The organism is Enterococcus sp. S86.2, from assembly GCF_059834485.2.
Window position 1 is genome coordinate 289,667 of record NZ_CM206813.1, and the last position, 24,290, is coordinate 313,956.

Here is a 24,290-nt window from a genome sequence, read left to right on the forward strand (position 1 = left end):
AATAAAGGTATTATCAGTAAAATATTTAGTGATTGCTGAAAGATCTGGCGATAACTAGCAGATCTGTTGTAACGTAAGTACCAAATTGGTTTTTGCAGTCAATGGTGTGGGTGGTTTAATTTGGCATTAACAATAAATCGTTGTCTTCATGTTTTAAGTACCAATTTCGTTCTGCTTTACTGTAAATTAAAGTAGCCACCAGCATTTCTGGTTTATCATAGCCGAAAGTGACGCTTTGGCGTAAGCCGCTTTCTTCAACTAAATAAATCGGAATGTGAAATTCTTTATTAACGACTTCACTGCTTTTTAGACAGAAGATAACTCCTTCTTGAAAGAGTCCCTTCATTTCTTTTAAAAGATTTAAATCAAGTTTTTCCACAGGGGTTGCTTTTCTGAAAAAACTGCGACGATCATTTAATTTACCTAATGCAACGCGGGTAATTTTGTCAGCTAAAATACGATAAAATTCGTCTAAATAGCGATAGTAAATTCGCGTTAGGCCATCTTTTAAATCAAAGAAGACAAAATTGTTTTGCAACTTATAAAAAAACGGTGAATGAAGATGCGTTTTCATGTGGCCAAAATATAACAGCTCAGAAATTTCTAGCGGCGTTAATTCTTTTAGCATGGCTGCATCGCTAAAATCAATCCACTTTAAATCTTCGGTAATGCGCCCTTTGCGTACTTCGTCAAAAAAGCGATCAACACTTTCGTTGCCTCGAATAATCTTCATACCGGTATGTGCTTCAAATTCACCGTAGTTTGAGGAAGGATCTAATAAAAGTAAATTACTAGGATAATGCACAATGCCATGAACAAAGTCCGCCGGTGTGATTCCGCGGGCCAAAATGGCATTACTCGTTGTATCAATATGTACATAGACCATTTCTGGCATTTTGCCCACTCCTCCTTTATATCACTTTAAGTTATTTTACAATAAACAGTGAGAAAATGCTTGTATCTTTTCTTTTAAGATTATGTTACAACAAGAACACGTTTTTGCAATTATTTCAAACCAATTGTAATAATTTTGCGCTGTGTTCAAGTTGGATTTTCAAATTTTTATGGTAGGTTTATTGAAAAGAAGGGCAAAGTATAAAACACGAGCTAAATATGCTAAAATGACAGTAACAAATAAAAAATTTAACACGAAAATATTTGGTCAGTAAAACCAAATGGGATGTAGTAAGTGAAAGTGGTAGAAAAAATTGCGAAATCAAGGAGAAAAATAACATGAAAAAAAAGTCGCGCCTAAAAAATTGGCTGATTAATTTGTTGTTATTATTATTACTTTTAGTGGGATTGGGTTTAACTTTTAACAATCAAATTAAAAACTTTCTAATTGAGAAAAACGGTGAAAAATATGCCGTATCTGAAGTCACGGCGGCAGAAATTGAAAAAAATCAAAATAAACCAGCTTCCTTTGATTTTGATGCGGTGGTACCTTCTAGCAGTCAGGCAGTCTTTAAAGCACAATTTACTAATCGTAATTTACCAACAATTGGTGGGGTTGCGGTCCCTAAAGTTGGCATTAATCTACCAATCTTTAAAGGGTTAGCAAATGAAGCCTTGTTGTGGGGAGCGGGAACTTTAGAACCCAATCAAAAAATGGGGGAAGGCAACTATGCGTTAGCTTCTCATCGCGCCTATGAGCCAGATTTATTATTCACACCATTAGAGAAAGTTAAAAAAGGTGATACCATTTATTTAACGGATTTAAAAAATATTTACACCTATGAAACAAAAATCATTGTCCGAGTACAACCGACAGAAGTGCAATATTTAGATGTCATTAAGGGGAAAAAACTCGTCACCTTAATTACCTGTGGGGAAATTGAAGGGATAACACGAACGATTGTGCAAGGTGAATTAAAAGAAGTAACACCAGTGAAAGAGGCAACAAAAGAAATGCGGGATGCCTTTGCTTTGAAATCAAAAACTTATTAAATATAAAACAGGTCGCAAGTCTTTGTTGGTTTTTTTATGAAAGCCAAGTAAAGAGATGTGACCTTTTTTCTATTTTCAGACATGAGATTCATAGCAAGAGGCAGTTAGGTTAACTTTTGTTATACTAAAAATAAGCAGGTTTCGTAAATTTTGCAGCATATTTAAGTAAAAGAGGTGAAATAATGCAGACGATAAAACTATATCCCTCTGATTTTATTGACTACCAACCCGTTTTCAAACGTAGTTGTCAACTCTTCTTCTTTTTTGCCAGTAATAGCGCAGCTAGAGCAGATATGAAGCAAAAAGTAAAAGCGGAAACCGTCTGGCAGTTAAGGAAAAAAGAGCTGACTGTTTATTTAACTGGTAAGTTGGCAGCTGATAATTTTTTTGATTTGACCAATTTTTTATGGGACAGCGAGCAAAGTAGTAGTCGCAAAGGATTGTTGCAACTAGTAGACAATTTTTGTCGCATGAATTTTTTTTCAGGCCTACGCTTTGAACTTGATCCTAAAAGAATTTCAACTGAAGTTTTTAACTGGCTGATAGCTAATGATTTTCACGTAGAAAAAGGAGTCTTTAGCCGCCGCTGTCAGTATCAAACAGCGCTAGTTTTAGGCGGTGGTGGAGCCAGAGGGGCCTATCAAATTGGCGTGTGGCAGGCATTACAAGAGCTAAAAATTAATTTTTCCATTGTAACAGGAACTTCTGTGGGCGCGTTAAATGGCGGTTTGATTTTATTAAATGACTTAAAGGCAGCTAGCCAACTTTGGGAAAGTTTAAGTACCGATCAAGTATTGCAATTCCCCGCGGCCACAGCAGATACTCACGCCTTAAATTTATTATTGCGCCAAGTTCGCTCCCTTACCTTTACTGCTTTGCGGGAAAATGGTGCGAGTACGGAACCGTTAAGTCGTTTAATGCAAAAAATTTTTGATGGAAAGAAAATGTTACAAAGTAAAAAGCAGTTATATGTTTGTACCACGCGACTGTCAGATTTTAGTGAGCATGTGTATCACTTTAAAAAAGAACAATTAAAAACAGCCCTCCAGTGGTTAGGCGCCTCTGCGTCTTTTTATCCGGCGATGAAAGCTACTGAGATTGCGGGGGATTTTTATATCGACGGGGGGTATCGTAATAATGTACCTGTTGATGTTGCTGTGGCAAAGGGGGCAACAGAATGCATTGTAGTCGACGTAAAAGGTCCTGGTTTCACTAAAAATTATCAACCCCCATCAAATGTGGCTACGATTTCGTTATCTTCACCTTGGACATTAGGGAGTTTTTTGGTTTTTGATCCGCAGCGTTCCAAGTACAATTTACGGCTAGGCTATTTGGAGACGCTGAAATATTTTCAGCGGTATACCGGTTTTTGGTATACTTTTGTAAAAGAAGATTTCAATGGATTATGGCAGCAATTTTGCAAGCAATTACGAAAGCAACAGCATCCACTATGGCAAATTATTAAAGCGCCTTATTTTTGGCGTAAGTTAAAAAATGCCTATGGGAAAAAAGTTTCCTTTGAAACTGCCGGCTTAGCCATAGCAGAGCTTAGTGGCGTTTGGTTAAATGTCTTGCCAGATGAAATTTATCAACAAGAGTTTTTTATAACCCAAGTAAAACAGGCTTGTGCAGGCCAAATGGGGGAATTTAACGCCACCTTATCTGTAGCAGAGTGGCTGCATTTATACCGAGAACGATTAGTTGCATGGTCAGATTCCCGGTTGTTTTTATCTTTTTTACAATTAAAAGAATACCCGTTTAATTTCCCACAAACTTTACTGGAAAATTTAGCCGTCAGCATTGTTACCGCTGAATTTAGCAAGTACGTGTTTTGTGAGTATCCAGAAGATTTGTAAAAGAGGTGATGCAGCAGATTTCTTAGCGGCTATTTGCTGATTATCAGGAGTAAGGCTGCCTCATTGCGCTATTAAAATGAAAGGTAACGAAGCTATCGCTAGTGAGAAGGAAACTAGCAGGGATTTATCGTGAAAGAAAATAGTTTGTTAGGAAATTACGTATTATAATAAAGAAGAAATACTGGGAGGAAGACAAATGGCGCAAGAATTTTCATATGAAATTTTAGAAGAAATTGCCGTCTTATCTGAAAATGATAAAGGCTGGCGCAAAGAATTAAATATTGTGAGTTGGAACGGGCGAGCGCCTAAATTTGATTTGCGGGACTGGGGTCCAGATCATGAAAAAATGGGAAAAGGTATCACCTTAAGTAATGAAGAATTTTCAGCTTTACAACAAGCGTTAAAATCGATGGAGTAGGAGCCAAAAAAATATGAAGAGTATGACAGGTTTTGGTAAAGCCAGCGTAGAAAGTTCAGCTTATCAAGTGGAAGTCGAAATAAAAAGTGTCAATCATCGCTTTTTAGATTTGCAAATTCGCAACCCCAAACAAATTAATGAATTGGAAAATAGTATTCGCCAAACCGTGAAAAAATCGGTCCAAAGAGGGCGAGTAGAGGTCTTTGTCACCATTAATGAACTGGGCGATACCAATAAAGAGGTGATGATTCATTGGCCGCTTGTAGACAAACTGGTGAATGAATTGCAAAGAGAAGCGGCTGCTCGTTATGGAGAACCGCAAGTATCGGTGGCCAGAATTTTAGAGCAAGTCATAACGCTGCCTGATTATGTGGAAGTAAAGCAAGATAAAGCAGATAATACGCAATTAGAATCCTTCGTGGTGGCAGCCGTAAGTCAAGCGACTGAGGCATTAAATACTAGCCGTCAACAAGAAGGAGCAGCCATTTTAGCGATTTTAACAGAAAACGCACAGGCACTTTCAGGACAATTGGAGCTGTTAAGACAATTTAATAAAACCTTCGAAGAGACCTTTAAGGCACGTTTCGAACAAAAATTGCAAGAATATCTTGGGAATCAAGTCGATCAAGAACGGTTATTAACCGAGATGGCGTTATTAATTGAACGTGGGGACATCCATGAAGAATTGGATCGCTTGGCGATTCATTTGCAAAAATTTGCTGCTATTTTACAAAAAGAAGAGGCCGTAGGAAGAGAATTAGATTTTCTTATTCAAGAAATGAATCGCGAGATCAATACCATTGGCTCCAAAAGTTCGGCAATTGAAATTAAGGAATTTGTCGTACAAATGAAGACAATCGTGGAAAAAATTCGTGAACAGGTGCAAAATATTGAATAACAGTATGTGATACCAAAATAAGTTAAATAAAAAAATTGGTTTAGAAAGGATGAATTAAAATGAAATATTATGATATTACTTTCCATGAAGTTTCCGGTCGCGCTGTCATAAAACGAGGGGTGCCTTCTGAACAAGCGCCTTTTGACGCATGGCAAGATGCTTGTGTCAAAGTTACACCTGAACAATTATTTTTGATGGTAAATGAAACGAATGTCATTTTGGAGCGGAAATTTATTACGCGAACGGATGTTGAAGAAGTCGCTGATCCAATCGATACAAATCAAAAACGTAAAGATGAGTTTACGACGATTGTTAATACATTATCCAATATGGGATTTTAAATTATTTTTAAAGGATAAGGAAAATAACGAGTTTTCAAAAATCAGCCCCTGATGGCACAAAAGCTAAGGAAATTTGCCAAGGTTTTTTACTCAAAATAAGCTTTTTTTAATAAAAAAGCTGTTTGAAACAAAAAACAGCACTTTTTATTCAAAGGTAGCAATTTTGGACGTTTGCGTCTATAATAGAATCACTGTTAAAATTTGCGTAAAGTAAAAGTTGACCAGCAAACAAGAAGTGAAAGGACGTCAGTATGTCAGAGCGAGGCTTATTAATTGTATTATCAGGGCCTTCAGGTGTTGGTAAGGGGACTGTGCGAAAGGCAATTTTTGAAAGTGATGATAATGACTTTCAATATTCCATTTCCATGACTACCCGTGCAATGCGAGAAGGAGAAGTTGATGGGGTCGATTATTATTTTCGTACCCGGGAAGAATTTGAAGAATTAATCGAAGCTGGGCAAATGCTAGAGTATGCGGAATATGTCGGCAACTACTATGGCACCCCTCTTTCTTATGTTGAAAAAACATTAGATGAAGGCAAAGATGTATTTCTTGAAATTGAGGTCCAAGGAGCCCACCAAGTGAAAGAAAAAGTGCCAGATGGCGTTTTTATCTTCCTGACACCGCCGGATTTACATGAATTAAAATCCCGCATTGTTGGTCGCGGAACAGATGCCGCTGAAGTGATTGAAGAGCGGATGAAAGTTGCCAGAGAAGAAATTGAAATGATGGCACTTTATGATTATGCCGTTGTAAATGATGAAGTGCTCCTTGCAGTAGAGCGAATCAAAGAAATTATTGCCAGCGAACACTTTAGAGTCGATCGCGTGATCGGCAAATACATTAAAATGTTAAAGGAGATGTAGTCAAAATGATGCTACGCCCATCTATCGACTCATTATTAGATCGAGTAAACTCAAAATATTCATTAGTAATTTTATCAGCTAAACGCGCCCATGAATTAGATGCAGGGGCTAAACCAACGTTGGATCAATTTGAATCTGTTAAAAACGTTGGCCGTGCGCTAGAAGAAATCGATGCGGAAACATTGGTTAACGATCCTCATCCAGAAGTAAAACGAGCACGTTTGAAAATGGAACAAGAAGAAAACCAAGCGGTACAAAAACGAGAACAACAAGAATTAGAAGCTCGTATTCGTGAAGAACAAAACTTATAGACTTATATAGACAAAAGATGTGGCATGTTGTATTCATACAACGTGCCACATTTTTTGGCAATTACCATTCAACTAAAGTGTACACGGCCTTAGCTAAGCGCTAAGCGAGTTTACAAAGCTTTTCTTATGTAGTTTAATGGCAATTTCTAAATTTTCCTTTATTAACAGACAAACTTTCCTATTTTTAGTAGAATATAGCGGAGAAGGAGGGGAAGTGACATGTATCCTCTAGCAGAAGTCATCGTGGATGTACCAACGATGCAAACAGATCAGCCGTTTACATATTTAATTCCGGCTGATTTACAACCGGTGGTAAAAAAAGGGATGCGTGTTGAAGTCCCTTTTGGTAATGGCAATCGTCATATCCAAGGGTTTGTGGTGGATATAAGTGAAACGAAAACTTTAGATGAACGGCTTAAGCCAATTGTTCGCCTATTAGATATTGCGCCGGTTTTGAATACAGAATTATTGGCCTTGTCTGATTACATGAAAGAAACGACCTATGCCTTTAAAATCACCTGTTTACAGACAATGCTGCCGAGTGTGATGAAGGCAGAATACAAAAAAACGATTCTTTTAGTGGATAAAAAAAGTGAAGCGGCCCACTATTTTCCAGCAAGTGGTGAAATTGATTACGACGAAGCGCAAAAAAATGGGCACTTACCTAAATTAATGAAATTTCGACAAGCGGGCATTGTGGATATTCGTTATGAAGTCCATAATAAAAATCGCGTGAAAACTGTCCGGATGGTGAAGGCATTAGTTGATGCAAAAAAAGCTGAGGAAATATTCCCCACGCTGCGTAAGGGGTCTTTGCGAAAAGCCCAGCTTTTAGAAATTCTAGCTGCACAAAAAGAAGAACTACCAGTAAAATATTTTACGGCGTTAGGTCTAACGACTGCTCATTTGAATCAAGGGGCAAAAGATGGTTGGCTAGAACTCTTTGAAACAGAAACGTATCGCGATCCTTTTGCTGAGCATGAGTTTGAAACGACTACTAATTTTGTCTTAAATGAGGAACAAGAAATGGCGGTCGCAAAAATTTTAGCTGCTTACAAAAAAAAACAAGCTGAGACTTTCTTATTAGAAGGAATTACCGGCAGTGGCAAAACCGAAGTGTATTTGCAAGCTATCCAGCAGGTTTTAAAAGAAGACAAGACCGCGATGATGTTAGTACCAGAAATTGCGTTAACACCGCAAATGGTGGAGCGTTTTAAAAGTCGCTTAGGGGATGCGGTGGCAGTCTTACACAGTGGTCTATCCCAAGGGGAGCGCTATGATGAGTGGCGCAAAATTGAACGAGGTGAGGCACAAGTTGTCGTTGGTGCTCGTTCGGCCATTTTTGCCCCACTAGAAAATATCGGCTTAATCATTGTCGATGAAGAGCATGAAGCAACCTATAAACAAGAAGAAGCCCCCCGCTACCACGCCCGTGATTTGGCCATTTGGCGCAGTCGTTATCACAAGTGTCCGGTCATTTTAGGAAGTGCAACGCCTTCTTTGGAATCCCGAGCTCGTGCGCAAAAAAAAGTCTATACGTTGTTGCCATTACAAAAACGAGCTAATCCCAATGCTAACTTGCCTACAATTGAGATCGTTGATTTAAAAGACGAATACAGCAAAGGCAATATGACTTCTTTTTCTTTAACATTGCAAGAAAAGATGCAAGATCGTTTGGCAAAAAATGAGCAGATTGTTTTATTGTTAAATCGCAGAGGTTATTCTTCTTTTATGATGTGCCGCGATTGTGGTTATGTCCTTGATTGTCCGAACTGTGATATTTCATTGACCTTACACATGGATACGAAAACGATGCGTTGCCATTATTGTGGTCATGAAGAAGCTATTCCCCATAAATGTCCGGAGTGCGGTAGTAAAAAAATTAGTTATTACGGTACAGGGACACAAAAAGTGGAAGCAGAACTGCAAGAATTATTACCAGAAGCGCGAATTTTACGGATGGATGTTGATACAACCCGTAAAAAAGGCGCCCATGAAAAAATTTTGACTGCTTTTGGCGAGAAAAAAGCGGATATTTTATTAGGAACCCAAATGATTGCCAAGGGTTTGGATTTTCCAGACATCACTCTAGTGGGTGTGTTGAACGCAGATACAGCACTAAACTTGCCAGATTTTCGTTCCAGTGAACGAACCTTTCAGCTCTTGACGCAAGTTAGTGGTCGCGCTGGTCGTGCGCAAAAGGCTGGCGAAGTTGTGATTCAAACCTTCAATCCAGAACACTACGCCATTTCTTTAGCTAAAGCCCAAGACTACGAGCGTTTTTACCAACAAGAGATGCGCATGCGGCATCAAGCGGGGTACCCCCCTTATTATTTCACCGTGAAATTAACGGTGAGTCACGAAACAGAAGTGCAAGCAGCACAAAAAAGTTTTCAATTGGCACGACAATTACAAGCAGCCCTCAGTCCCAACGCGTTATTACTAGGGCCAACACCTAGTGCCATTATGCGGATTAAAAACCGCTATTATTATCAAATTATTATTAAATACAAAAACGAGCCAGCTTTAAAACCGCTCTTAGAACAAATTTTAGACGAGAGTCAAATAGATCAGAAAAAAGGACTCTACGTTTCAATTGATAATGAACCTTTGAATTTTATTTAGTTGCTAGTGTTCGTAGCAGGCTTTGTACAAAAAATGCTACCAGAAAAGTTAGGAGTAAATATGCCTTATCCAATTTTATTAGATCCAGATCGCCGCTTACGGCAAGAAAACAAAGAAGTAACCGAAATTACCGATGAATTAGTCATGATGATTGATAAAATGCATGAAACAATGCTGGCTCATGATGGAATTGGCATCGCCGCACCACAGGTTGGCAAAAATCTGCAAGTTGCGATTGTCGAGTTGGATGAAGAAGAACGTTTTGAAATGATCAATCCTAAAATTATTTCAAAAAAGGGGAGTACAGTTGATGTGGAAGGCTGTTTGAGTATTCCCCATGTCTATGGTACCGTCAAGCGATACGACCTTATTACAGTTCGTTTTTATGATCGCGAAGGCGATGAGCTGGAGGTAGAAGCAGACGGATATCTTTCACGGGCGATCCAACATGAGATTGACCATCTTCACGGTATTTTGTTTACCGATAAAGTGATTGATTACATTAAAGAAGAAGATTTAGAAACCTATATGGAGGAGCATGAGGATGACTAAAATTGTTTTTATGGGAACACCGGCTTTTTCTGTACCGATTTTAGAAGGTCTATTAGCGGCAGGGTATGACGTGCAGGCAGTTGTCACACAACCAGATCGTCCAGTAGGGCGTAAGCATGTCATTACACCGCCGCCAGTGAAAGCCGCAGCTTTAAAACATGACCTGTTAGTTTTACAACCAGAAAAAATTAGTGGTTCACCTGAGATGGCTAAAATTGCCGAATTGGCACCAGATTTAATTGTGACAGCTGCCTTTGGTCAATTTTTACCGGAAAAATTATTGCAAATTCCGCGACTTGGTGCAATTAATGTTCATGCTTCCTTGTTGCCAAAATATCGTGGCGGTGCGCCTGTTCATTATGCCATTATGAATGGAGATGACAAAACGGGCGTAACGATTATGGAAATGATCAAAAAAATGGATGCTGGTGCAATTTATAATCAGGCGGAAATCCCAATTACAAAAACAGATGATGTGGGAACGATGTTTGAAAAATTAAGCTTATTAGGCAGAGAATTGCTTTTGGCAACATTGCCGGAATTGATTAAAGGTAATGTGACGAAAATCCCACAAAAAGAAGATGAAGTGACTTTTTCACCGAATATTAGTCGCCAACAAGAAGAAATTGACTGGCAAAAGACAGCTGTTGCCATTGATAACCAAGTTCGCGGCTTACGTCCTTGGCCGATTGCCTTTACGACTTATGAAGGTGCCCGGTGGAAAATTTGGAACGTGACACCGCTAGTGGAAACGACCCAAGAAGTTCCAGGTACGATTATTAAAAAAGATAAAAACCAATTGTGGGTAGCTTGTGGCAAGAACACAGTTTTAGCCCTGAATGAACTGCAACCTGCCGGTAAAGGTAAACAAGATATCAAAGCCTTTTTAAATGGCGTTGGTCAAAAAGTAGCGCAAGGAGAAAAATTAGGTGAGTAATAAAATTCCCAAATCCATGAAAAAATCAGTGCGTTTTGTGGCATTGCATGCGTTAGAACGCGTTGAAAAAGGCGGCGCTTATTCAAATTTGTTGATCAATGATGCCATTTTAAAGGGGAAGCTTTCAGATAAAGATGCTCGTCTTTTAACCGGCCTTGTTTACGGGACAATCTCCCGACAACTTCTATTAGATTACTATTTGTCCCCCTTTTTAAAAGGGGCTAAAAAAGTTGATACGTGGGTGCGTTTATTATTACGCCTATCACTTTTTCAATTACTTTATTTAGACAAAGTGCCAGATCACGCCATTTTAAATGAAGCCACTGAAATTGCCAAAGTGCGAGGAAATGTTGGGATTGGCAAATTTGTTAACGGCGTTTTACGCAACGTGCAACGTCGTGGTGTACCAGAGATTGCCGCAATAGAGGATCCTTTAGAACGATTAGCCACAGAAATTAGTATGCCGATGTGGTTGACTGAAAGATTTGTCCAACAAATTGGTGAAGAAAATACTCGTAAACTAGGCTTATCGTTATTTGAAGTTAGTCATGTTTCTGCCCGGGTGGACCTTAGTAGTATTACGCGCGCAGAAGCCATTGCGACTTTAGCAGAAGATGGAATAAAAGCAGAAGAAAGCATCGTATCTCCTTATGGTATTGTTGCTAAAAAGGGCTTTTTGGCGGGGAGTCAACTTTTTCATTACGGTGCACTAACCGTACAAGATGAAAGTTCAATGCTCGTTGCGCCAGCTTTGCAAATAGAACCGGCGATGAAAGTTTTAGACGCGTGTGCTGCTCCTGGGGGAAAAACAACGCATATTGCAACATTTCTTGATGCCACAGCCGGAGGAAAAGTGACGGCATTAGATATTCACAGCCAAAAAGTGAAACTCATTAAAGAAAATGCTGCCCGTTTACGCGTAGAAGATGTTGTTACGACACAACAATTAGATGCCAGAGAAGCTCATGAAGAATTTGAAGCAGGAACTTTTGATCGTATTTTGGTGGATGCACCTTGTTCTGGTTTAGGTTTAATGCGTAGAAAACCAGATATCAAATATCAAAAACAAGCGAGTGATTTTGAACGCCTGCCGATTATTCAAGGTGAAATTTTAAATAGTGTGGCGCAAACATTAAAACCTGGGGGCTTGCTGGTTTACAGTACGTGTACCATTTTAAAAGAAGAAAACCAAGAAGTTGTTGCACGCTTTTTACAAGCTCATCCTGAATTTAAATTGGTACCTGTAGTTGCAAATGAACGTATCACAAGTAAACTAGTAGATGAAATGTTGACGTTATATCCACAGGACTTTATGACAGACGGTTTTTTCATTAGTTGTCTGAAAAAGGAAAAATGAGGTGGCAAGATGCAGATTAGTTTTCAAACGGATGTAGGCAAAAAGCGTAATAGCAATCAAGACTATGTAGCTATTTTTAAAAATAAAGCCGGTATTACTTTAGCCATTTTAGCTGATGGCATGGGAGGACACCAAGCCGGAGATGTGGCGAGTAAAATGGCGGTGGAAGGTATGGGGGAAAAATGGCAAGAAACCACCCTCACTTCGCCAGAAAAAGCTTGTTCATGGTTTGTTGCGGCAATTCAAAATGCTAACGAGGCTGTTTATAATTTAGGCCAAGAAAAAATAGAGCTGCAGGGTATGGGGACTACAATTGTTTGTGTGGCGGTTTTTGAAGAGGAATTCGCGCTAGCACATGTTGGCGATAGCCGCATGTATTTAGTCCGGGACCACGAAATTACCCAACTGACAGAAGATCACTCTCTAGTAAATGAGTTGGTGCGCTCTGGTGAAATCACAAAGGAAATGGCAGCAACGCATCCTAGACGTAATGTGTTGACCCGCTCTGTCGGGATGCCAGGATCAGTGGAAGTAGATATTGCCAGTCATTTTTACAAAGCTGGCGATTATCTGTTACTTGCTTCAGATGGCTTAACCAATATGCTAGCAGATGATGTTATTAAATGGATTATTGATGAACCCATTACACTGGATGAAAAAGTGGCCAAATTAATTTCTGGGGCCAATGACGCCGGTGGTGCGGATAATATTACCGTTTTACTAATTGAAATTGGGGGCAGTGCTCATGATTGAAATTGGTAAAAAACTAAGTGGCCGCTATTTAATAATTGGTAATATCGGTAGCGGTGGTATGGCGAATGTCTTTTTAGCCCAAGATTTGATTTTGGATCGCGAAGTGGCGATTAAAATTTTACGCTTTGACTTCCAAAACGATCAAGATGCGATTCGCCGCTTTCAAAGAGAAGCGCTAGCGTCAACAGAACTTGTTCACCCGAATATCGTGACAGTTTACGATGTGGGAGAAGAAGACGGGATGCAGTATTTAGTGATGGAATACGTTAAAGGGATGGATTTGAAACAATATATCAAAAAAAATTATCCTATTCCCTATCTCACTGTTGTTGAGATTATGCAGCAAATTTTAAGTGCTATTGCGCTGGCCCATCAACATCGCATTATTCATCGGGATTTAAAACCGCAAAATATTTTGATTAATGAAGACGGCGTGGTGAAAATTGCTGACTTTGGAATTGCCATTGCTTTAACGGAAACGTCGATTACCCAAACCAATACAATGCTAGGCTCTGTTCATTATTTATCACCAGAGCAAGCTCGTGGCAGCATGGCGACCAACCAGTCAGACATTTACGCTATTGGAATTATTTTATATGAAATGTTAACCGGCCGGGTGCCTTTTGACGGAGAGTCAGCCGTAACGATTGCTTTAAAACATTTTCAAGAAGAAATGCCTTCGATTCGGACATTTGATCATAACTTGCCACAATCATTGGAAAATGTCGTTTTACATGCAACGGCTAAAAATCCTGCCGATCGCTATAAAACTGCAGATGAAATGCGAGAAGACTTGGCGACAGTCTTAAATCCGGAGCGTTTAAATGAACCACGGTGGCAACCTCATGCAATGGATGATGCAACGAAAGCACTAACGCCGATTCCAGAAGAATTAATTACCCAAACGCCACCCCAAGAAAAATCACAACCACAAGAGGAAGCTCAAGTAAAGAAACCAAAGAAAAAACGTAAATGGTGGCTAGTTCCGATACTTTTATTTGTTTTATTATGTGGCGGCTTAGCTTATGCCTTCTTTTCTGGTGGTAAAAGTGAAGTAACTGTGCCAGATGTTAGTGAGATGACGGTAGCCGCAGCAAAAGAAAAACTGCAACAAGTCGGTTTAAAACCTGGCAAGGTAGAAAAAATCCCCAGTGAAACGGTGGAAGCCGATCGAGTAGTAAAAACAGATCCGGCAATTGGCAATGTCGTCAAAGAAAAAACAGAGATCACGATTTACGAAAGTATCGGCCAAGAAAAAATCGATATGAAAGATGTTACAGAAGAAAACTACGATGATGCTTTACGGATATTAAAAAATCTTGGCTTCCAAGAAAGTAATATTAGCCGTAAAGATGAGTACAGTGATACGGTTCTAGAAGGCAAAATTATTTCCCAAGATCCAACTGAGGGAGAAAAAGTTTCACCAGAATCTCAAAAAGTTGTTTTAACAGTTAGCCGTGGTGTTAAACCGGTAGCATTGATCGATTATAGTGGTTACACGTACAACGAAGCTGTAAATGATTTGATGGAAAAAGGGATTAAGGAATCCCAAATTAAAAAAGAAGAAACTTACAGCGATACAGCACCTGCAAATCAAGTTATCGCCCAAACACCCAAAGATGGTCAAGAAGCTATTCCAGATAAAACCCAGATTATACTGACAGTAAGCCTTGGGACAGACAAAATTACGTTACCTGACTTAGCCGGCAAGTCTGACGTAGAGGCCCAAAATACGTTGAAAGATTATGGCTTGGACTATGAGAAAGCTGAAGAATTTTCGGATACTATTGCCAAAGATCAGGTTATTAGAACTGAACCGGGGGCGGGGCAGACGGTAAAAATTGGCGATACAGTCAAAGTGATTCTCTCAAAAGGACCAGATAAAAGTGATGCGCCAGAGACGTTTAAAGTGAACTTATCGGCAAGTTACACAGGCACCGACTCCAAAAATCAACAAGTGAAGGTCTTTTTAACGGATGCTAATGGTACGAAAAAGCAAGTCGCTGACTTTACCTTAGCACCAAATGATACCCATAAAGAAGCGATTGATGTCACGGTCAAAAAAGGTGAAAGTGCTACTTTTTATTTCCAAAGAGACAACGGTCATGAAAACAGCCAAGCTGTTAGTGGAGCTGGCGATATTGAAGTGCCTTAATTAATCACTCATTTAAAAGAAGATGAAAAACTAGGACAAAGCCATTTGCTTTTGTCCTAGTTTTTTTGTAAAAAAGTTTTGATACGAAAAAGCTAATTGATAGAAATTTTCTCGCGTTTTTTGGTGCTTTTTATTTGTTATGAAGCACGAGCTTTTTTATTTCAATTACGAATTGGCAGCTAATCGATTCTTGCTTACTTTTTGAAAAAAGTTTGTGCCGAAATGGACGTTGCTTAAAAATATGCTATACTTTAAATGAGGATATTTTAATATTAGGTGGTGAGAAGATGAAACGCCAGATTGAACTACTTGTTTTTACGATTGTTATTTTTCTCGGTTGTTTTGCAGTAGCAAGGCCAACCTTTGCAACAGAAGAAATTACATTGCGTCTGCATAAGCGCATTTTTTTCGATATTGAAAATAAGATAACCTATGATTTGAAGGTAGCAGATGAAAAGAGAGCCTTTCTTAGTCAAACATTGCCACAAGATGGGGCTAACTTTATCATTTATGATTTAACCCAACCCCTCGATGCAAAAGCAAAACCTAAAAAAATTGTATTAGCAGATTGGAAAGATGCGACACGTCGCGATGTTTTTGAGGTAGCCAAAAAATATAAGATTGTTGCAAAAGCACAAACGACTTATGACAAAAAGACAAAACAAGCTGGCGTTGCGACCGTGAATCTTCCCCGACAGCAAGCAAAAGATCCTTTGTATTTAATCTTAGAAGTCAAAGCAGAGCCGAATTCAGAAATTAACGGGGTGCAAGAGCAAAGTGTGGTTCCTACCGTATTTGATCCCAAAGAATATCCTGAAAATGAAGTAGATTTGTATTTGGAAACAGTATACTATTCACGACATCCTTATTTTTTCAATTATGGCAAAATGAGGGGCACCGGTGAAATGCCTTTAGCTGGTGTGGAGTATGTGTTATATAAACTTAATGATGAAGCGAAAAGACTTTACTTGGAAAAAAATGATGGCAGTGATACGTGGTATTCCTGGACATTTTCTGAGCAACCTAGAAATGATAAGCGTCTAGAACACTTTGTATCCGATGAAGAAGGATTAATTACTACGAATCATCGCAACTTACCACCAGGAACTTATTATTTTCAAGAAATTAAAGCAGTTCCAGGTTTTGATAAAAATGTGCAAATCAGCGATGTCGAAGTCTTCATTCCAACATCCTGGACGGATTTAAAAGGGGATTTTTTCCCAGCCACTGTTAATGGCGTAGGAATTTGCGAAATGCGAGATGGTAAAGTACCAGAAATTGTATTACAAAAGGCGACGCCTAAAGTGCTGCACGTTCAACGGGCAAAAAATAGAGTCCAAGGTTTTAGTCTGAATAATGTAGTCTTGGCTACAAAGCAGTTGCCTGAAAAGTTTAAAAAAGGCGAACTAGGTTTTGAGATTATGTTGATTGTACTATTTTTACTGCTGTTGTTTGGATTTTCCATACGTAAATTTTATAAAGATAAAACCAAATAAATAAGTAACCCTAAATAAAAGCCAAACCTGACCGAAATCACTCGATCAGGTTTGGCTTTTATTGCTTTAATTGGCAGCATCGATATCTTTAGACATTGCTTTGTCGCATTCATCGTTTAAAGAAGATAGTTGCTGACAGTTTTTTCTTTGCAGCTTAGATTGCTGTAATGTTTTTTGACGATAAGCGTGCCAAAGTTGGGCAAAAAGTTCTTTTTCATAATTGCTATCTTCGATTAATTCAACAATGAAATTTGGCTTTGCTAAATTATCAGGTAAAAGAACGTCAAAGGTACTGATGAAAAAATCAATATTAGGATCATCAAAGTTCGTAAAATAAACTTGAACAAAGCCAAACTGATTTAAAACTTCTTTGACGGTTTGCATAATAAAGTAATCAGGAATTGTTAAAATACCGACATTTAGTGTTTGGTTGTCGTAACAGTTTTTGAAGGTCGGCAAAATATTATAGGTCACATCTTCTACTAAATCATCACAACAATCCGCAAGCCAGGCAAAGTTTTTACGACGGCAGATGCGACGGAAAAAATCACCATTTCGCTTTAATAATTCAAGATAGGCATCATGTTCATGGGCGTGTTCATGACGCGTAATATCCATAATTAAAGGAGAATCACCTTGATGAATGACATAATTCATTAAGGTCACGAATAAGTTGATATGTAATAGAAAGGACTCTTCATAATCAGGCGTTGTTTCAGGGACTAATTCGGTAAAGAAGTATTGTTCATACTCTTCAATTAAGTCGATTAAACTATTTCCCGCTTCCTTTAGTTCTTCGTAATATTCGTTAAGTTCTTTGATTCGAAAGTCGTTGATGTTGATATAAAAAGGCGTGAAATACAACATGTAGGAAATAAAACGACCTTGTAATTATGCCTGCTGTGGATCGGTGATGAATTTTTCACAATAAGTTGTCAACGATGGCAAGAACTCACTAAAAGGCAACGTTTGAAATTTAGGTAACTCCAGTTTGTAACCTTGTTCTGCCCGCAAACGATTAACGCAAAGGCGCAGAAATATTTCCCGTGGGTGCATGAAATTCGCTTTATCAAAATGAAGCTCCCGCATAATCTTACGTTCGTCACAAAAATCGAATTCACTCTGATGGATATCTTTTCCTAAATTTCCCGCCCACAAATAGGTGGTATAAAACATCCGTAGCATCGCTTCATTTCCGTCAATCTTCATTTTAGAAGCTAGTAGGCGAATTCTAAAAGAATTTAAATACTTTTTCAAAGGACGTAATTTCCGTAAAATCGTTGATTGACTCAAGTAAAAATCTTCACAAAAATTTTCAAAAGTTGCTTCAGGTTTGATTAAGGAATACAAGATGAAATTATACGGAATAGAAGTCCGAACGAGATATTGAATGTATTCGTTGTGATGATAGTCTGCCGGGTGCCATAATATTTTACCGTTAGCAGTTAAAAAGGGCTTCCCTGCAAGTTCTAATAAATTCTCATGAATTTCTTGTGTCAGGGTGCTTAAGGTTGTATAGGACAAATTTAGTTCAGAGCAAAGATAATTTATCGAGTAGGTGCCTGCTTCCTTATCTGAAAAAAACTCCATCACGCTGATTTTCTGTCTGGCGGCGTCATCTAAAATTAATGGGCTTAGTAACATTATTCCACCTCCTTAAAGAATACTTATCTAATTTTTATTTTATCATGATATTGTTAAAATTAAAATATTTATATATAGATTTGTTATTTTGTTATTTGGGAAAGCTTTTAAAATGGCGTTTATAGCTTGCTTTAAACTAGGTGAGTTGTTTGTTGATTAAAAAAAGATTAGATGATATTCTTATTTAAGTGATTTATTTGAAGATTGTAAAAGCTTTTTTGGTTGGAGAATCATTACATCTAAATCAATTTTAACAAATAATCTTTATGTTTTTAATAAATTTGCTAAGTAAAAAAGATTAAATAATGGAGGAAAGGAACTTTTTTCAAATTAGATCGCTAATTCTGCAAAGTTAAATAACGATCGTTTCTATTCTTTTTTTGAAGAAAAGAAAAGTATGAGTAAAGTGAGAAAATCAATCAGAGTGTGTACAATAGAGGCACACTCCATTGCTTAAACTTATTTATAAGTAGATGGTTAAGTGGAGGGGTTATATGAAAAAAATAATATTTTTATTACTACCATTATTTATGGTCGGTTTATGTTCAGCTTTTTTTGCTGGAAAATCAGCTGACGCAGCGGGTGAGGCGATCGATATCGTCTTGCACAAACGAATTTTTCGGGATGTGCGTTGGCGAGCTAATGAAAATTTGGATTCTTGGTTTTATGATAATGACGGACTTCCTATCGATAAAGAAAAGGAAGACGGTCAAAGTCAGGATAATACATTATTAGAAAATTCAGTTCCGCTAAACGGCGCCCAGTATAAAATATGGGATGCGACAAAATTAGTGGATGTATCAACCTTTAAAAAGTATTACCACGACAGTGAGATTCAGGATGCAAGAGATATCGTACAAGTCTTTTCTCGCATGACAAGAAGTAATGCCATTAAGATTGCTGAAAACGCGCAATTACCACAAATGAGCATTGCCAACAGTAAGACAGTAGTAACCAAAAATGATGTGATCACAAAAGATAATCCCGCTTCAAAGCAAGCGGGAATAGCACGTTTTACTAATTTGCCACGTAAAGAAGGCGATACCTTTAAAGCCTATTTAATTGTGGAAACAGCGGTATCTGAAACAAAAGAATTAAATGTTGACTTGGAAAAATTTGCTAAGCCGATTTTGGTGACATTACCTGTGATGGCAAATAATGAAGAGTTAACAGAAATCCATCTGTATCCCAAAAATGTCGGCTATGTTCGTGATCCATACTTTTATAAATTTGGTCAAAACCGAAGCGGTGAAAATCTAGGTGCGCTAGCGGGAGCAACATTTGTTTTATATCGGGAAGAAAGCGGGAAACGGCTTTATTTGGACATGAGTCCCACAACGGATCTGAAAAATAAATGGGTAGAATCTGAAGACCCCTTAAACGATGAACGGGTAAACAAATTTATTTCAGATGAAACGGGCTTAGTTAATACCGGGGAACGCTTTTTACCTTCAGGAACTTTTTATTTTGAAGAAGTTCAGGCAGCAAACGGCTATGAAATTACCGCGGAAGCGAGAAAAGTGGAGGTCGTCATTCCAGCAACTTGGGAAGAAGCAGTAACGATTAACGGCCAAAAAATGGAAGAACTTATCACGGGTATTGTGCCGGAAGCTGCGCAGCAAAAGCAAATGCCGCGTGTCTACAATACGCAAAATGAAGCAGTTCACTCCCAGCAAGAAACTTCAAACAGACTACGTTTACCACAAACACTTGGTCAGTTAGTTGCGGCAGTTAAAGCAACCACCCGCCGAATGTTACCGCGAACAAATGAAGGAAAAGCTGCATTTTCAGTGATTGGAGTAATTATTCTTATTGGTGCAATTTTCTTGTGGCGCAAAAAAAATGAAGATAACTAAATTTAGTGAGCTAGTATGGTTATAAAAATAGTAAAAAGAATATTTCAGGTTAAGTAATCTCGTTTTGATTTCAGCGATAAAATAAGATAGTTGAACGTAATGAGGCATACAGTGAGACGAAGAAATTTGTTAAATCTACTGCCTTTTTTCATTTCATCATGAATAACGCTTGTTTTTTCTGGTAAGTAAAACGATTTATTAAAAGGAGTTATGAATGATGAAAAAGAAAATTACTGCATTATTAATCATAGTATTAATGCTATCACCGTTTCTTGAAGGCTTGTTGTCGGCATCGTCTATCTGGAAAACATCTGCCAGTAATGATGAAACAGAAGACGTGATCAAAAATGATAATCTTTTGTTGACGCAAACACTGCAAGAAAATGAAACGGGGCCGTATATTCAAATCAAGTATCAAAAACGGCCGCATCAACCAGATGAAACTTTACGCCTCCATTTTTTAGTAGCCGATGAGGAAAACAAAAATATTGACTTAGAAGCGGCCACTGATTTTGGTAAAACACCAGAAGGTTGGTACTCTGAACAACAATTGAAAGAAGAAGGAACGTTCAAAATCCCTATTACAGCGGGGAAACGTTACTATTTAGCAACGCGTTTAGTAGCAGAAACACCTGCGGCAACAGGTGAAAATGAAACGGCGCAATCTTCGGGACAAGTTGTAGAAAATCCTTTGCTTAGTGAAAAAGAGCAAGCAAAAAAAGAACTAATTTTTGTGCCGAAAAAAGATGAATTGGATTTGACTGATTTAAGAGATGCTAATGATAAACAAACTCTGATTCAGATTAAAGGACTAAAAGTCAGCTATACGAATACGTTAAAAGATAATGGCGCAAAAGCAGACTGGCAAGTTACTTTTACTAAAGCTTTTTCAGAAAATCAAAAATATAAAATCAGATACCAAATTTTAAATCCGAATAACAAAGCCAATATCTCAAAGGATAACGTGACAGAAGATAAAGGAAATTATCGCGAAGAGAAAAACGCTAACCCAACGAGTAATTTCACAGCAGAATTTGGAACAGATACAAAGCAGATGAAAATATCTGTCTGGTTAGTGGATGAAGCTAAAAAAGAAACGCAACTGTTGGATAAACAAGTGGTGACAGCAGAAGAGACTCAAGCAAGTGGAGGTGCTGGTAGCAACAGCTCACAAACGACTTCCACAAGACAAATAGGAGCAGAAAATTCTCCAACATCAGCAGATGGATTGTCCTATGCTAAGACGGTTTATGATGATGAACCCTCCGCACGATTGACAACGTTACGAGCAGCGGGCTTGTTCCATGTCTTTGCAAAAAAAATTGATTTAGGTCAACATTTGAATGGAAATTTCGCCGCTCCAATCGCTAATGTAAGAACGAATACGGGAGCGGGTTCGGCAAATGAACTTTTTTATGCCGGAGAGCTGGGAGATGGCTTTAATGGTATTAACAAATCTTCGCCACAAGCACCGGCTAAATTTGTACTGGGGTCAGGTATTTCTTATCGTAAGAATGCAAATGAAATATATTTAAATAATAGGAAGGTTGATTTTAGCGGTAATATAAGTTTTGAGCGGGAAAGTTCTATACCTTACATCAATTTTGAGGAGGAATTTACTTATTTAGAAAATCTAAATAGAGATATTGCCACTTGGGAGCCAGACATTGTTGTTGATAAAGCTTTCTTTACGGATAATAATAATCAGATTCATGAACAAAAGATTGATTTAACCAAAGCACCCTACGACAATATGGAGTCTATCGTGATTAAAATCGCGCCAAGTGCCCATGAGGTTCAACGTAAATTAACCATTAAAGGATTAGAGCCCGATCACTCGGGGAAAGTGCGCAACGTCTACTTTAATGTGGAAATTCCGGCAGGTACCAAAAATTTTAATTATAAACAAGAAATCGAGCTCCAAGATTCTGATGGTCAAAAGATTAATACAGGAGAGCATTCTGTCTTTACAAAAAGCCCTGTGCTGTATAATTTCTATTCAGCAGGTAGTGACGCTTTATATAAAGAAAACATTAATATTGGTGCAATTATCCAAGGTGCTATCGTTGCCCCAGGTGCCACAGGCAAAGCGAGTACAACAGTTGAAGGAAATTTGATTTTCTCAGAGTGGAATGGGGGAACAGAAACCCATAAATGGGATTATAAACCTAAGGGTAGTGTGACGATTATTAAACAAGATCCTGTTGAAGATGAATATCTGGGCGGGGCGGAATTTGATTTATATGTAATTGAGCAAGATAAACATGTCAAAATAAATCCAGACGGTCAGCCATATAAGACGGATGCGCAGGGGCGCCTAACAGTTAGCGGTCTTTCACAAGGGTATCAATATTACTTTGTTGAGATTACCCCACCAAAAGATAAAAATGGGCAGTCTTATCCGGCTTATACGGATAAAATTTATTTTAAGGTTACGCCTGGTACAGCGACTACCACAACCTATCACCCTGTCTATAATGTAAAAGCACAAGCGGAGTTTAAGTTTGGCGCTAAAAAATTATTAAAAGATACTGTCGACAAAGAAACGAATTTCTTGTTTGAAGTTCAAAAAATTGTGGAGGGTAAAGCAACTGCCACAGCTGCTTACGGTAAAGTAACTTACACTAAAAATGACGGGAGCAACACTGAAAAAGTTATCAAGTTTTACCCTTCAGCAGGTGATCGTGATAGCGAAAAAAATGAAATTGGCGATAGCGACTGGGGAAAAATACTTGAAGATGGCGCAAATTATCAATTAGTGGAAACTTCAACTCATGGTTACAATGTGAAATATTCAGGTTACGGCGGTGAAGGGAATAATAAATTTACTGCTAATTTTGCCAAAGATAAGGCCGTTCATATCAACTTTTTAGTAACAAATTATGAAGATGAATTTACCATCAAAGGCAAAAAAGAAGTTTCAGAAGCAGTTGCAGCAGATAAAACCTTTAAATTTGAAATCAAAGAAAAATTGACAGATAATATCTTGGCCTTTGGTAAAGCAGAGGTCAAAAAAGGTGAAAAAACAGCGACTATTAAATTTTATAAGGATGAAAACTATCAAATTAGCATCAGTGGTAATGATTGGTTTGCAATTGTGAATCCAGACAAGACATATGTGATTGTTGAAACGGAAAAACAAGGTTATAACGCCAGTTACAATGTGAATGATGTTGCTACGGATGAAATCAAATTCGTTGCTGGGGCTGTTAATAATATTGGACTTGTCGTCAAAAACAGCAAAGATAAAGAATCACCAAAAATTAATTTGACAGGTAGTAAAAAGGTAACAGGAGAAAATTTAGAAGAAAGCAAAACTTTCAACTTTGAATTACGCAAACAAGATGGTAATAAACAAGCAACAACCGATCCTTTAATCGCAAATGGAGAAGCTATTGTCTCTGAGAAAAATAATCCTGCTCCAATCGTTTTCACAGACCCTAACAATAATAATGCTGAAATTACGACTAAAGATCAATGGACAGCGCTGTTAGGTGAGGGTAGCTATTATATTGTGGAAACAAATAGTGAAGGGTATAAAGTTGTTTATACTATCCGCGGCAACTCTGATGAATCTCAAGGGAATTCTTTTGATGTTCCGGCTCAATATAATGAAGATATTACGATTAATTTTACAGCAGAGAATACCAAAGAAGACATTTTTGAGTTTGAAGCTGAGAAAAAACTCACAGGTAATGTGCCGCTTCCTAATGGTGGTAAAGAATTTGAATTTGAAATTCAAGCTTTGGACACAAATAAACCAGTCGCTTATGGTAGTGTCAGTATTTCTGCAAAAGATATTAAAACAAAAATTCGCTTCACTGATACAACACCAGCAAGAAATACCATTACCGATTGGACAAAAATTTTAGCAGATGGCAAAGAATATCAACTTGTCGAAACGACAACTGGGTATCACGTTCGCTATTTGGACGCGAAAAGTAAACCAATAAACAATACGTTTACCGTGAATTATGGTGAAAGTGAGAAAATGTACTTCTTGGTTCATAATGAACTAGATGTAGGAGACCTGCCTTCTACTGGGGGAAGTGGAATCGTAAAGTTCATGCAATTGGCACTAGTTATTTTGCTAATTGGTGGTCTAATTGGCGGTTATTACTGGTATCGTAACAAACAAGTGAAGTAAAAATGAGAAAAGAGTTGATTAGCATTTTGCCTAATCAACTCTTTTGCGTTGCAAATCATTTTATTTTTAAGACAACTGATAAAAATAATCGCAAGATTATTTTGAAATAAAAAAAAAATAGCGTATTCTAA

General features: G+C 38.0%; 19 protein-coding genes. 16 read left to right on the forward strand and 3 right to left on the reverse strand.

Annotation, left to right across the window (positions count from 1 at the left end; all coding sequences use genetic code 11):
- Positions 1-115 precede the first annotated feature (115 nt).
- Positions 116-895 carry a hypothetical protein gene (locus AC6R0T_RS01220; protein ID WP_206902574.1) on the reverse strand — a complete coding sequence of 260 codons (780 nt, stop codon included), beginning with the start codon at positions 893-895 and terminating at the stop codon, positions 116-118.
- A gap of 338 nt (positions 896-1,233) precedes the next feature.
- Between AC6R0T_RS01220 and AC6R0T_RS01225 the strand changes: the two genes are divergently transcribed.
- The 14 genes from AC6R0T_RS01225 (at position 1,234) to AC6R0T_RS01290 (ending at position 16,512) form a co-directional block, all read left to right on the forward strand.
- The gene (locus AC6R0T_RS01225) at positions 1,234-1,947 is read left to right on the forward strand and encodes a class A sortase (protein ID WP_206902573.1); all 714 of its coding nucleotides are present in this window, start codon (positions 1,234-1,236) and stop codon (positions 1,945-1,947) included.
- A 182-nt stretch (positions 1,948-2,129) separates the two neighbouring features.
- Positions 2,130-3,803 (forward strand): patatin-like phospholipase family protein, encoded by a 1,674-nt coding sequence (locus AC6R0T_RS01230; RefSeq protein ID WP_303753567.1) that lies wholly within the window; start codon positions 2,130-2,132, stop codon positions 3,801-3,803.
- A gap of 196 nt (positions 3,804-3,999) precedes the next feature.
- On the forward strand, positions 4,000-4,221 hold the full coding sequence (locus tag AC6R0T_RS01235; RefSeq protein ID WP_206902571.1) for a YdbC family protein: 222 nt from the start codon (positions 4,000-4,002) through the stop codon (positions 4,219-4,221).
- A 13-nt stretch (positions 4,222-4,234) separates the two neighbouring features.
- The gene (locus tag AC6R0T_RS01240; RefSeq protein WP_303753566.1) at positions 4,235-5,119 is read left to right on the forward strand and encodes a YicC/YloC family endoribonuclease; all 885 of its coding nucleotides are present in this window, start codon (positions 4,235-4,237) and stop codon (positions 5,117-5,119) included.
- A gap of 59 nt (positions 5,120-5,178) precedes the next feature.
- Positions 5,179-5,460 (forward strand): lyase family protein, encoded by a 282-nt coding sequence (locus AC6R0T_RS01245; RefSeq protein ID WP_206902569.1) that lies wholly within the window; start codon positions 5,179-5,181, stop codon positions 5,458-5,460.
- A 251-nt stretch (positions 5,461-5,711) separates the two neighbouring features.
- Positions 5,712-6,326: a guanylate kinase gene (gene gmk, locus AC6R0T_RS01250; RefSeq protein WP_303753565.1), complete on the forward strand. Its 615-nt coding sequence runs from the start codon at positions 5,712-5,714 to the stop codon at positions 6,324-6,326.
- A gap of 5 nt (positions 6,327-6,331) precedes the next feature.
- Complete coding sequence (rpoZ, locus tag AC6R0T_RS01255) at positions 6,332-6,637, forward strand: DNA-directed RNA polymerase subunit omega (protein WP_206902567.1); 306 nt, start codon at positions 6,332-6,334, stop codon at positions 6,635-6,637.
- Between the two features lie 219 nt (positions 6,638-6,856).
- Positions 6,857-9,262, forward strand: a complete 2,406-nt coding sequence (priA, locus tag AC6R0T_RS01260; protein WP_303753564.1) for a primosomal protein N' — start codon at positions 6,857-6,859, stop codon at positions 9,260-9,262.
- Between the two features lie 60 nt (positions 9,263-9,322).
- Positions 9,323-9,814 (forward strand): peptide deformylase, encoded by a 492-nt coding sequence (def, locus tag AC6R0T_RS01265; RefSeq protein ID WP_303753563.1) that lies wholly within the window; start codon positions 9,323-9,325, stop codon positions 9,812-9,814.
- Complete coding sequence (fmt, locus tag AC6R0T_RS01270) at positions 9,807-10,751, forward strand: methionyl-tRNA formyltransferase (protein WP_206902565.1); 945 nt, start codon at positions 9,807-9,809, stop codon at positions 10,749-10,751. The genes def and fmt overlap by 8 nt, the downstream gene beginning before the upstream one ends.
- The gene (rsmB, locus tag AC6R0T_RS01275) at positions 10,744-12,108 is read left to right on the forward strand and encodes a 16S rRNA (cytosine(967)-C(5))-methyltransferase RsmB (RefSeq protein WP_206902564.1); all 1,365 of its coding nucleotides are present in this window, start codon (positions 10,744-10,746) and stop codon (positions 12,106-12,108) included. Before fmt ends, rsmB begins: the two co-directional genes overlap by 8 nt.
- Positions 12,109-12,117: 9 nt before the next feature.
- The gene (locus tag AC6R0T_RS01280) at positions 12,118-12,861 is read left to right on the forward strand and encodes a Stp1/IreP family PP2C-type Ser/Thr phosphatase (RefSeq protein ID WP_206902563.1); all 744 of its coding nucleotides are present in this window, start codon (positions 12,118-12,120) and stop codon (positions 12,859-12,861) included.
- Complete coding sequence (pknB, locus tag AC6R0T_RS01285; protein ID WP_303753562.1) at positions 12,854-15,016, forward strand: Stk1 family PASTA domain-containing Ser/Thr kinase; 2,163 nt, start codon at positions 12,854-12,856, stop codon at positions 15,014-15,016. The genes AC6R0T_RS01280 and pknB overlap by 8 nt, the downstream gene beginning before the upstream one ends.
- Before the next feature lie 287 nt (positions 15,017-15,303).
- Positions 15,304-16,512: a pilin N-terminal domain-containing protein gene (locus tag AC6R0T_RS01290; RefSeq protein ID WP_303753561.1), complete on the forward strand. Its 1,209-nt coding sequence runs from the start codon at positions 15,304-15,306 to the stop codon at positions 16,510-16,512.
- Between the two features lie 66 nt (positions 16,513-16,578).
- On the opposite strand, the gene AC6R0T_RS01295 is transcribed toward AC6R0T_RS01290, so the two are convergent.
- Together AC6R0T_RS01295 and AC6R0T_RS01300 are read right to left on the reverse strand one after the other, a co-directional pair.
- The gene (locus AC6R0T_RS01295) at positions 16,579-17,379 is read right to left on the reverse strand and encodes a hypothetical protein (protein WP_303753560.1); all 801 of its coding nucleotides are present in this window, start codon (positions 17,377-17,379) and stop codon (positions 16,579-16,581) included.
- A 24-nt stretch (positions 17,380-17,403) separates the two neighbouring features.
- On the reverse strand, positions 17,404-18,156 hold the full coding sequence (locus AC6R0T_RS01300; RefSeq protein ID WP_303753559.1) for a helix-turn-helix domain-containing protein: 753 nt from the start codon (positions 18,154-18,156) through the stop codon (positions 17,404-17,406).
- Positions 18,157-18,650: 494 nt separating this feature from the next.
- Here AC6R0T_RS01300 and AC6R0T_RS01305 point away from each other — a divergent pair, with 494 nt between their 5' ends.
- Both AC6R0T_RS01305 and AC6R0T_RS01310 read left to right on the forward strand, forming a co-directional pair.
- Complete coding sequence (locus AC6R0T_RS01305) at positions 18,651-20,012, forward strand: pilin N-terminal domain-containing protein (RefSeq protein ID WP_303753558.1); 1,362 nt, start codon at positions 18,651-18,653, stop codon at positions 20,010-20,012.
- A 214-nt stretch (positions 20,013-20,226) separates the two neighbouring features.
- Positions 20,227-24,159: a SpaA isopeptide-forming pilin-related protein gene (locus tag AC6R0T_RS01310; RefSeq protein ID WP_303753557.1), complete on the forward strand. Its 3,933-nt coding sequence runs from the start codon at positions 20,227-20,229 to the stop codon at positions 24,157-24,159.
- Positions 24,160-24,290 lie beyond the last annotated feature (131 nt).

Bases quoted from the DNA above. Each gene is read 5' to 3' on its own strand.
- pknB (WP_303753562.1), top strand. From the start codon at position 12,854: ATGATTGAAATTGGTAAAAAACTAAGTGGCCGCTATTTAATAATTGGT.
- fmt (WP_206902565.1), top strand. From the start codon at position 9,807: ATGACTAAAATTGTTTTTATGGGAACACCGGCTTTTTCTGTACCGATT.
- AC6R0T_RS01220 (WP_206902574.1), bottom strand. From the start codon at position 895: ATGCCAGAAATGGTCTATGTACATATTGATACAACGAGTAATGCCATT.
- AC6R0T_RS01305 (WP_303753558.1), top strand. From the start codon at position 18,651: ATGAAAAAAATAATATTTTTATTACTACCATTATTTATGGTCGGTTTA.
- AC6R0T_RS01230 (WP_303753567.1), top strand. From the start codon at position 2,130: ATGCAGACGATAAAACTATATCCCTCTGATTTTATTGACTACCAACCC.
- AC6R0T_RS01290 (WP_303753561.1), top strand. From the start codon at position 15,304: ATGAAACGCCAGATTGAACTACTTGTTTTTACGATTGTTATTTTTCTC.
- AC6R0T_RS01245 (WP_206902569.1), top strand. From the start codon at position 5,179: ATGAAATATTATGATATTACTTTCCATGAAGTTTCCGGTCGCGCTGTC.
- rpoZ (WP_206902567.1), top strand. From the start codon at position 6,332: ATGATGCTACGCCCATCTATCGACTCATTATTAGATCGAGTAAACTCA.
- gmk (WP_303753565.1), top strand. From the start codon at position 5,712: ATGTCAGAGCGAGGCTTATTAATTGTATTATCAGGGCCTTCAGGTGTT.
- AC6R0T_RS01295 (WP_303753560.1), bottom strand. From the start codon at position 17,379: ATGTTGTATTTCACGCCTTTTTATATCAACATCAACGACTTTCGAATC.
- AC6R0T_RS01235 (WP_206902571.1), top strand. From the start codon at position 4,000: ATGGCGCAAGAATTTTCATATGAAATTTTAGAAGAAATTGCCGTCTTA.
- def (WP_303753563.1), top strand. From the start codon at position 9,323: ATGCCTTATCCAATTTTATTAGATCCAGATCGCCGCTTACGGCAAGAA.
- AC6R0T_RS01225 (WP_206902573.1), top strand. From the start codon at position 1,234: ATGAAAAAAAAGTCGCGCCTAAAAAATTGGCTGATTAATTTGTTGTTA.
- AC6R0T_RS01280 (WP_206902563.1), top strand. From the start codon at position 12,118: ATGCAGATTAGTTTTCAAACGGATGTAGGCAAAAAGCGTAATAGCAAT.
- AC6R0T_RS01310 (WP_303753557.1), top strand. From the start codon at position 20,227: ATGATGAAAAAGAAAATTACTGCATTATTAATCATAGTATTAATGCTA.
- priA (WP_303753564.1), top strand. From the start codon at position 6,857: ATGTATCCTCTAGCAGAAGTCATCGTGGATGTACCAACGATGCAAACA.
- AC6R0T_RS01240 (WP_303753566.1), top strand. From the start codon at position 4,235: ATGAAGAGTATGACAGGTTTTGGTAAAGCCAGCGTAGAAAGTTCAGCT.
- AC6R0T_RS01300 (WP_303753559.1), bottom strand. From the start codon at position 18,156: ATGTTACTAAGCCCATTAATTTTAGATGACGCCGCCAGACAGAAAATC.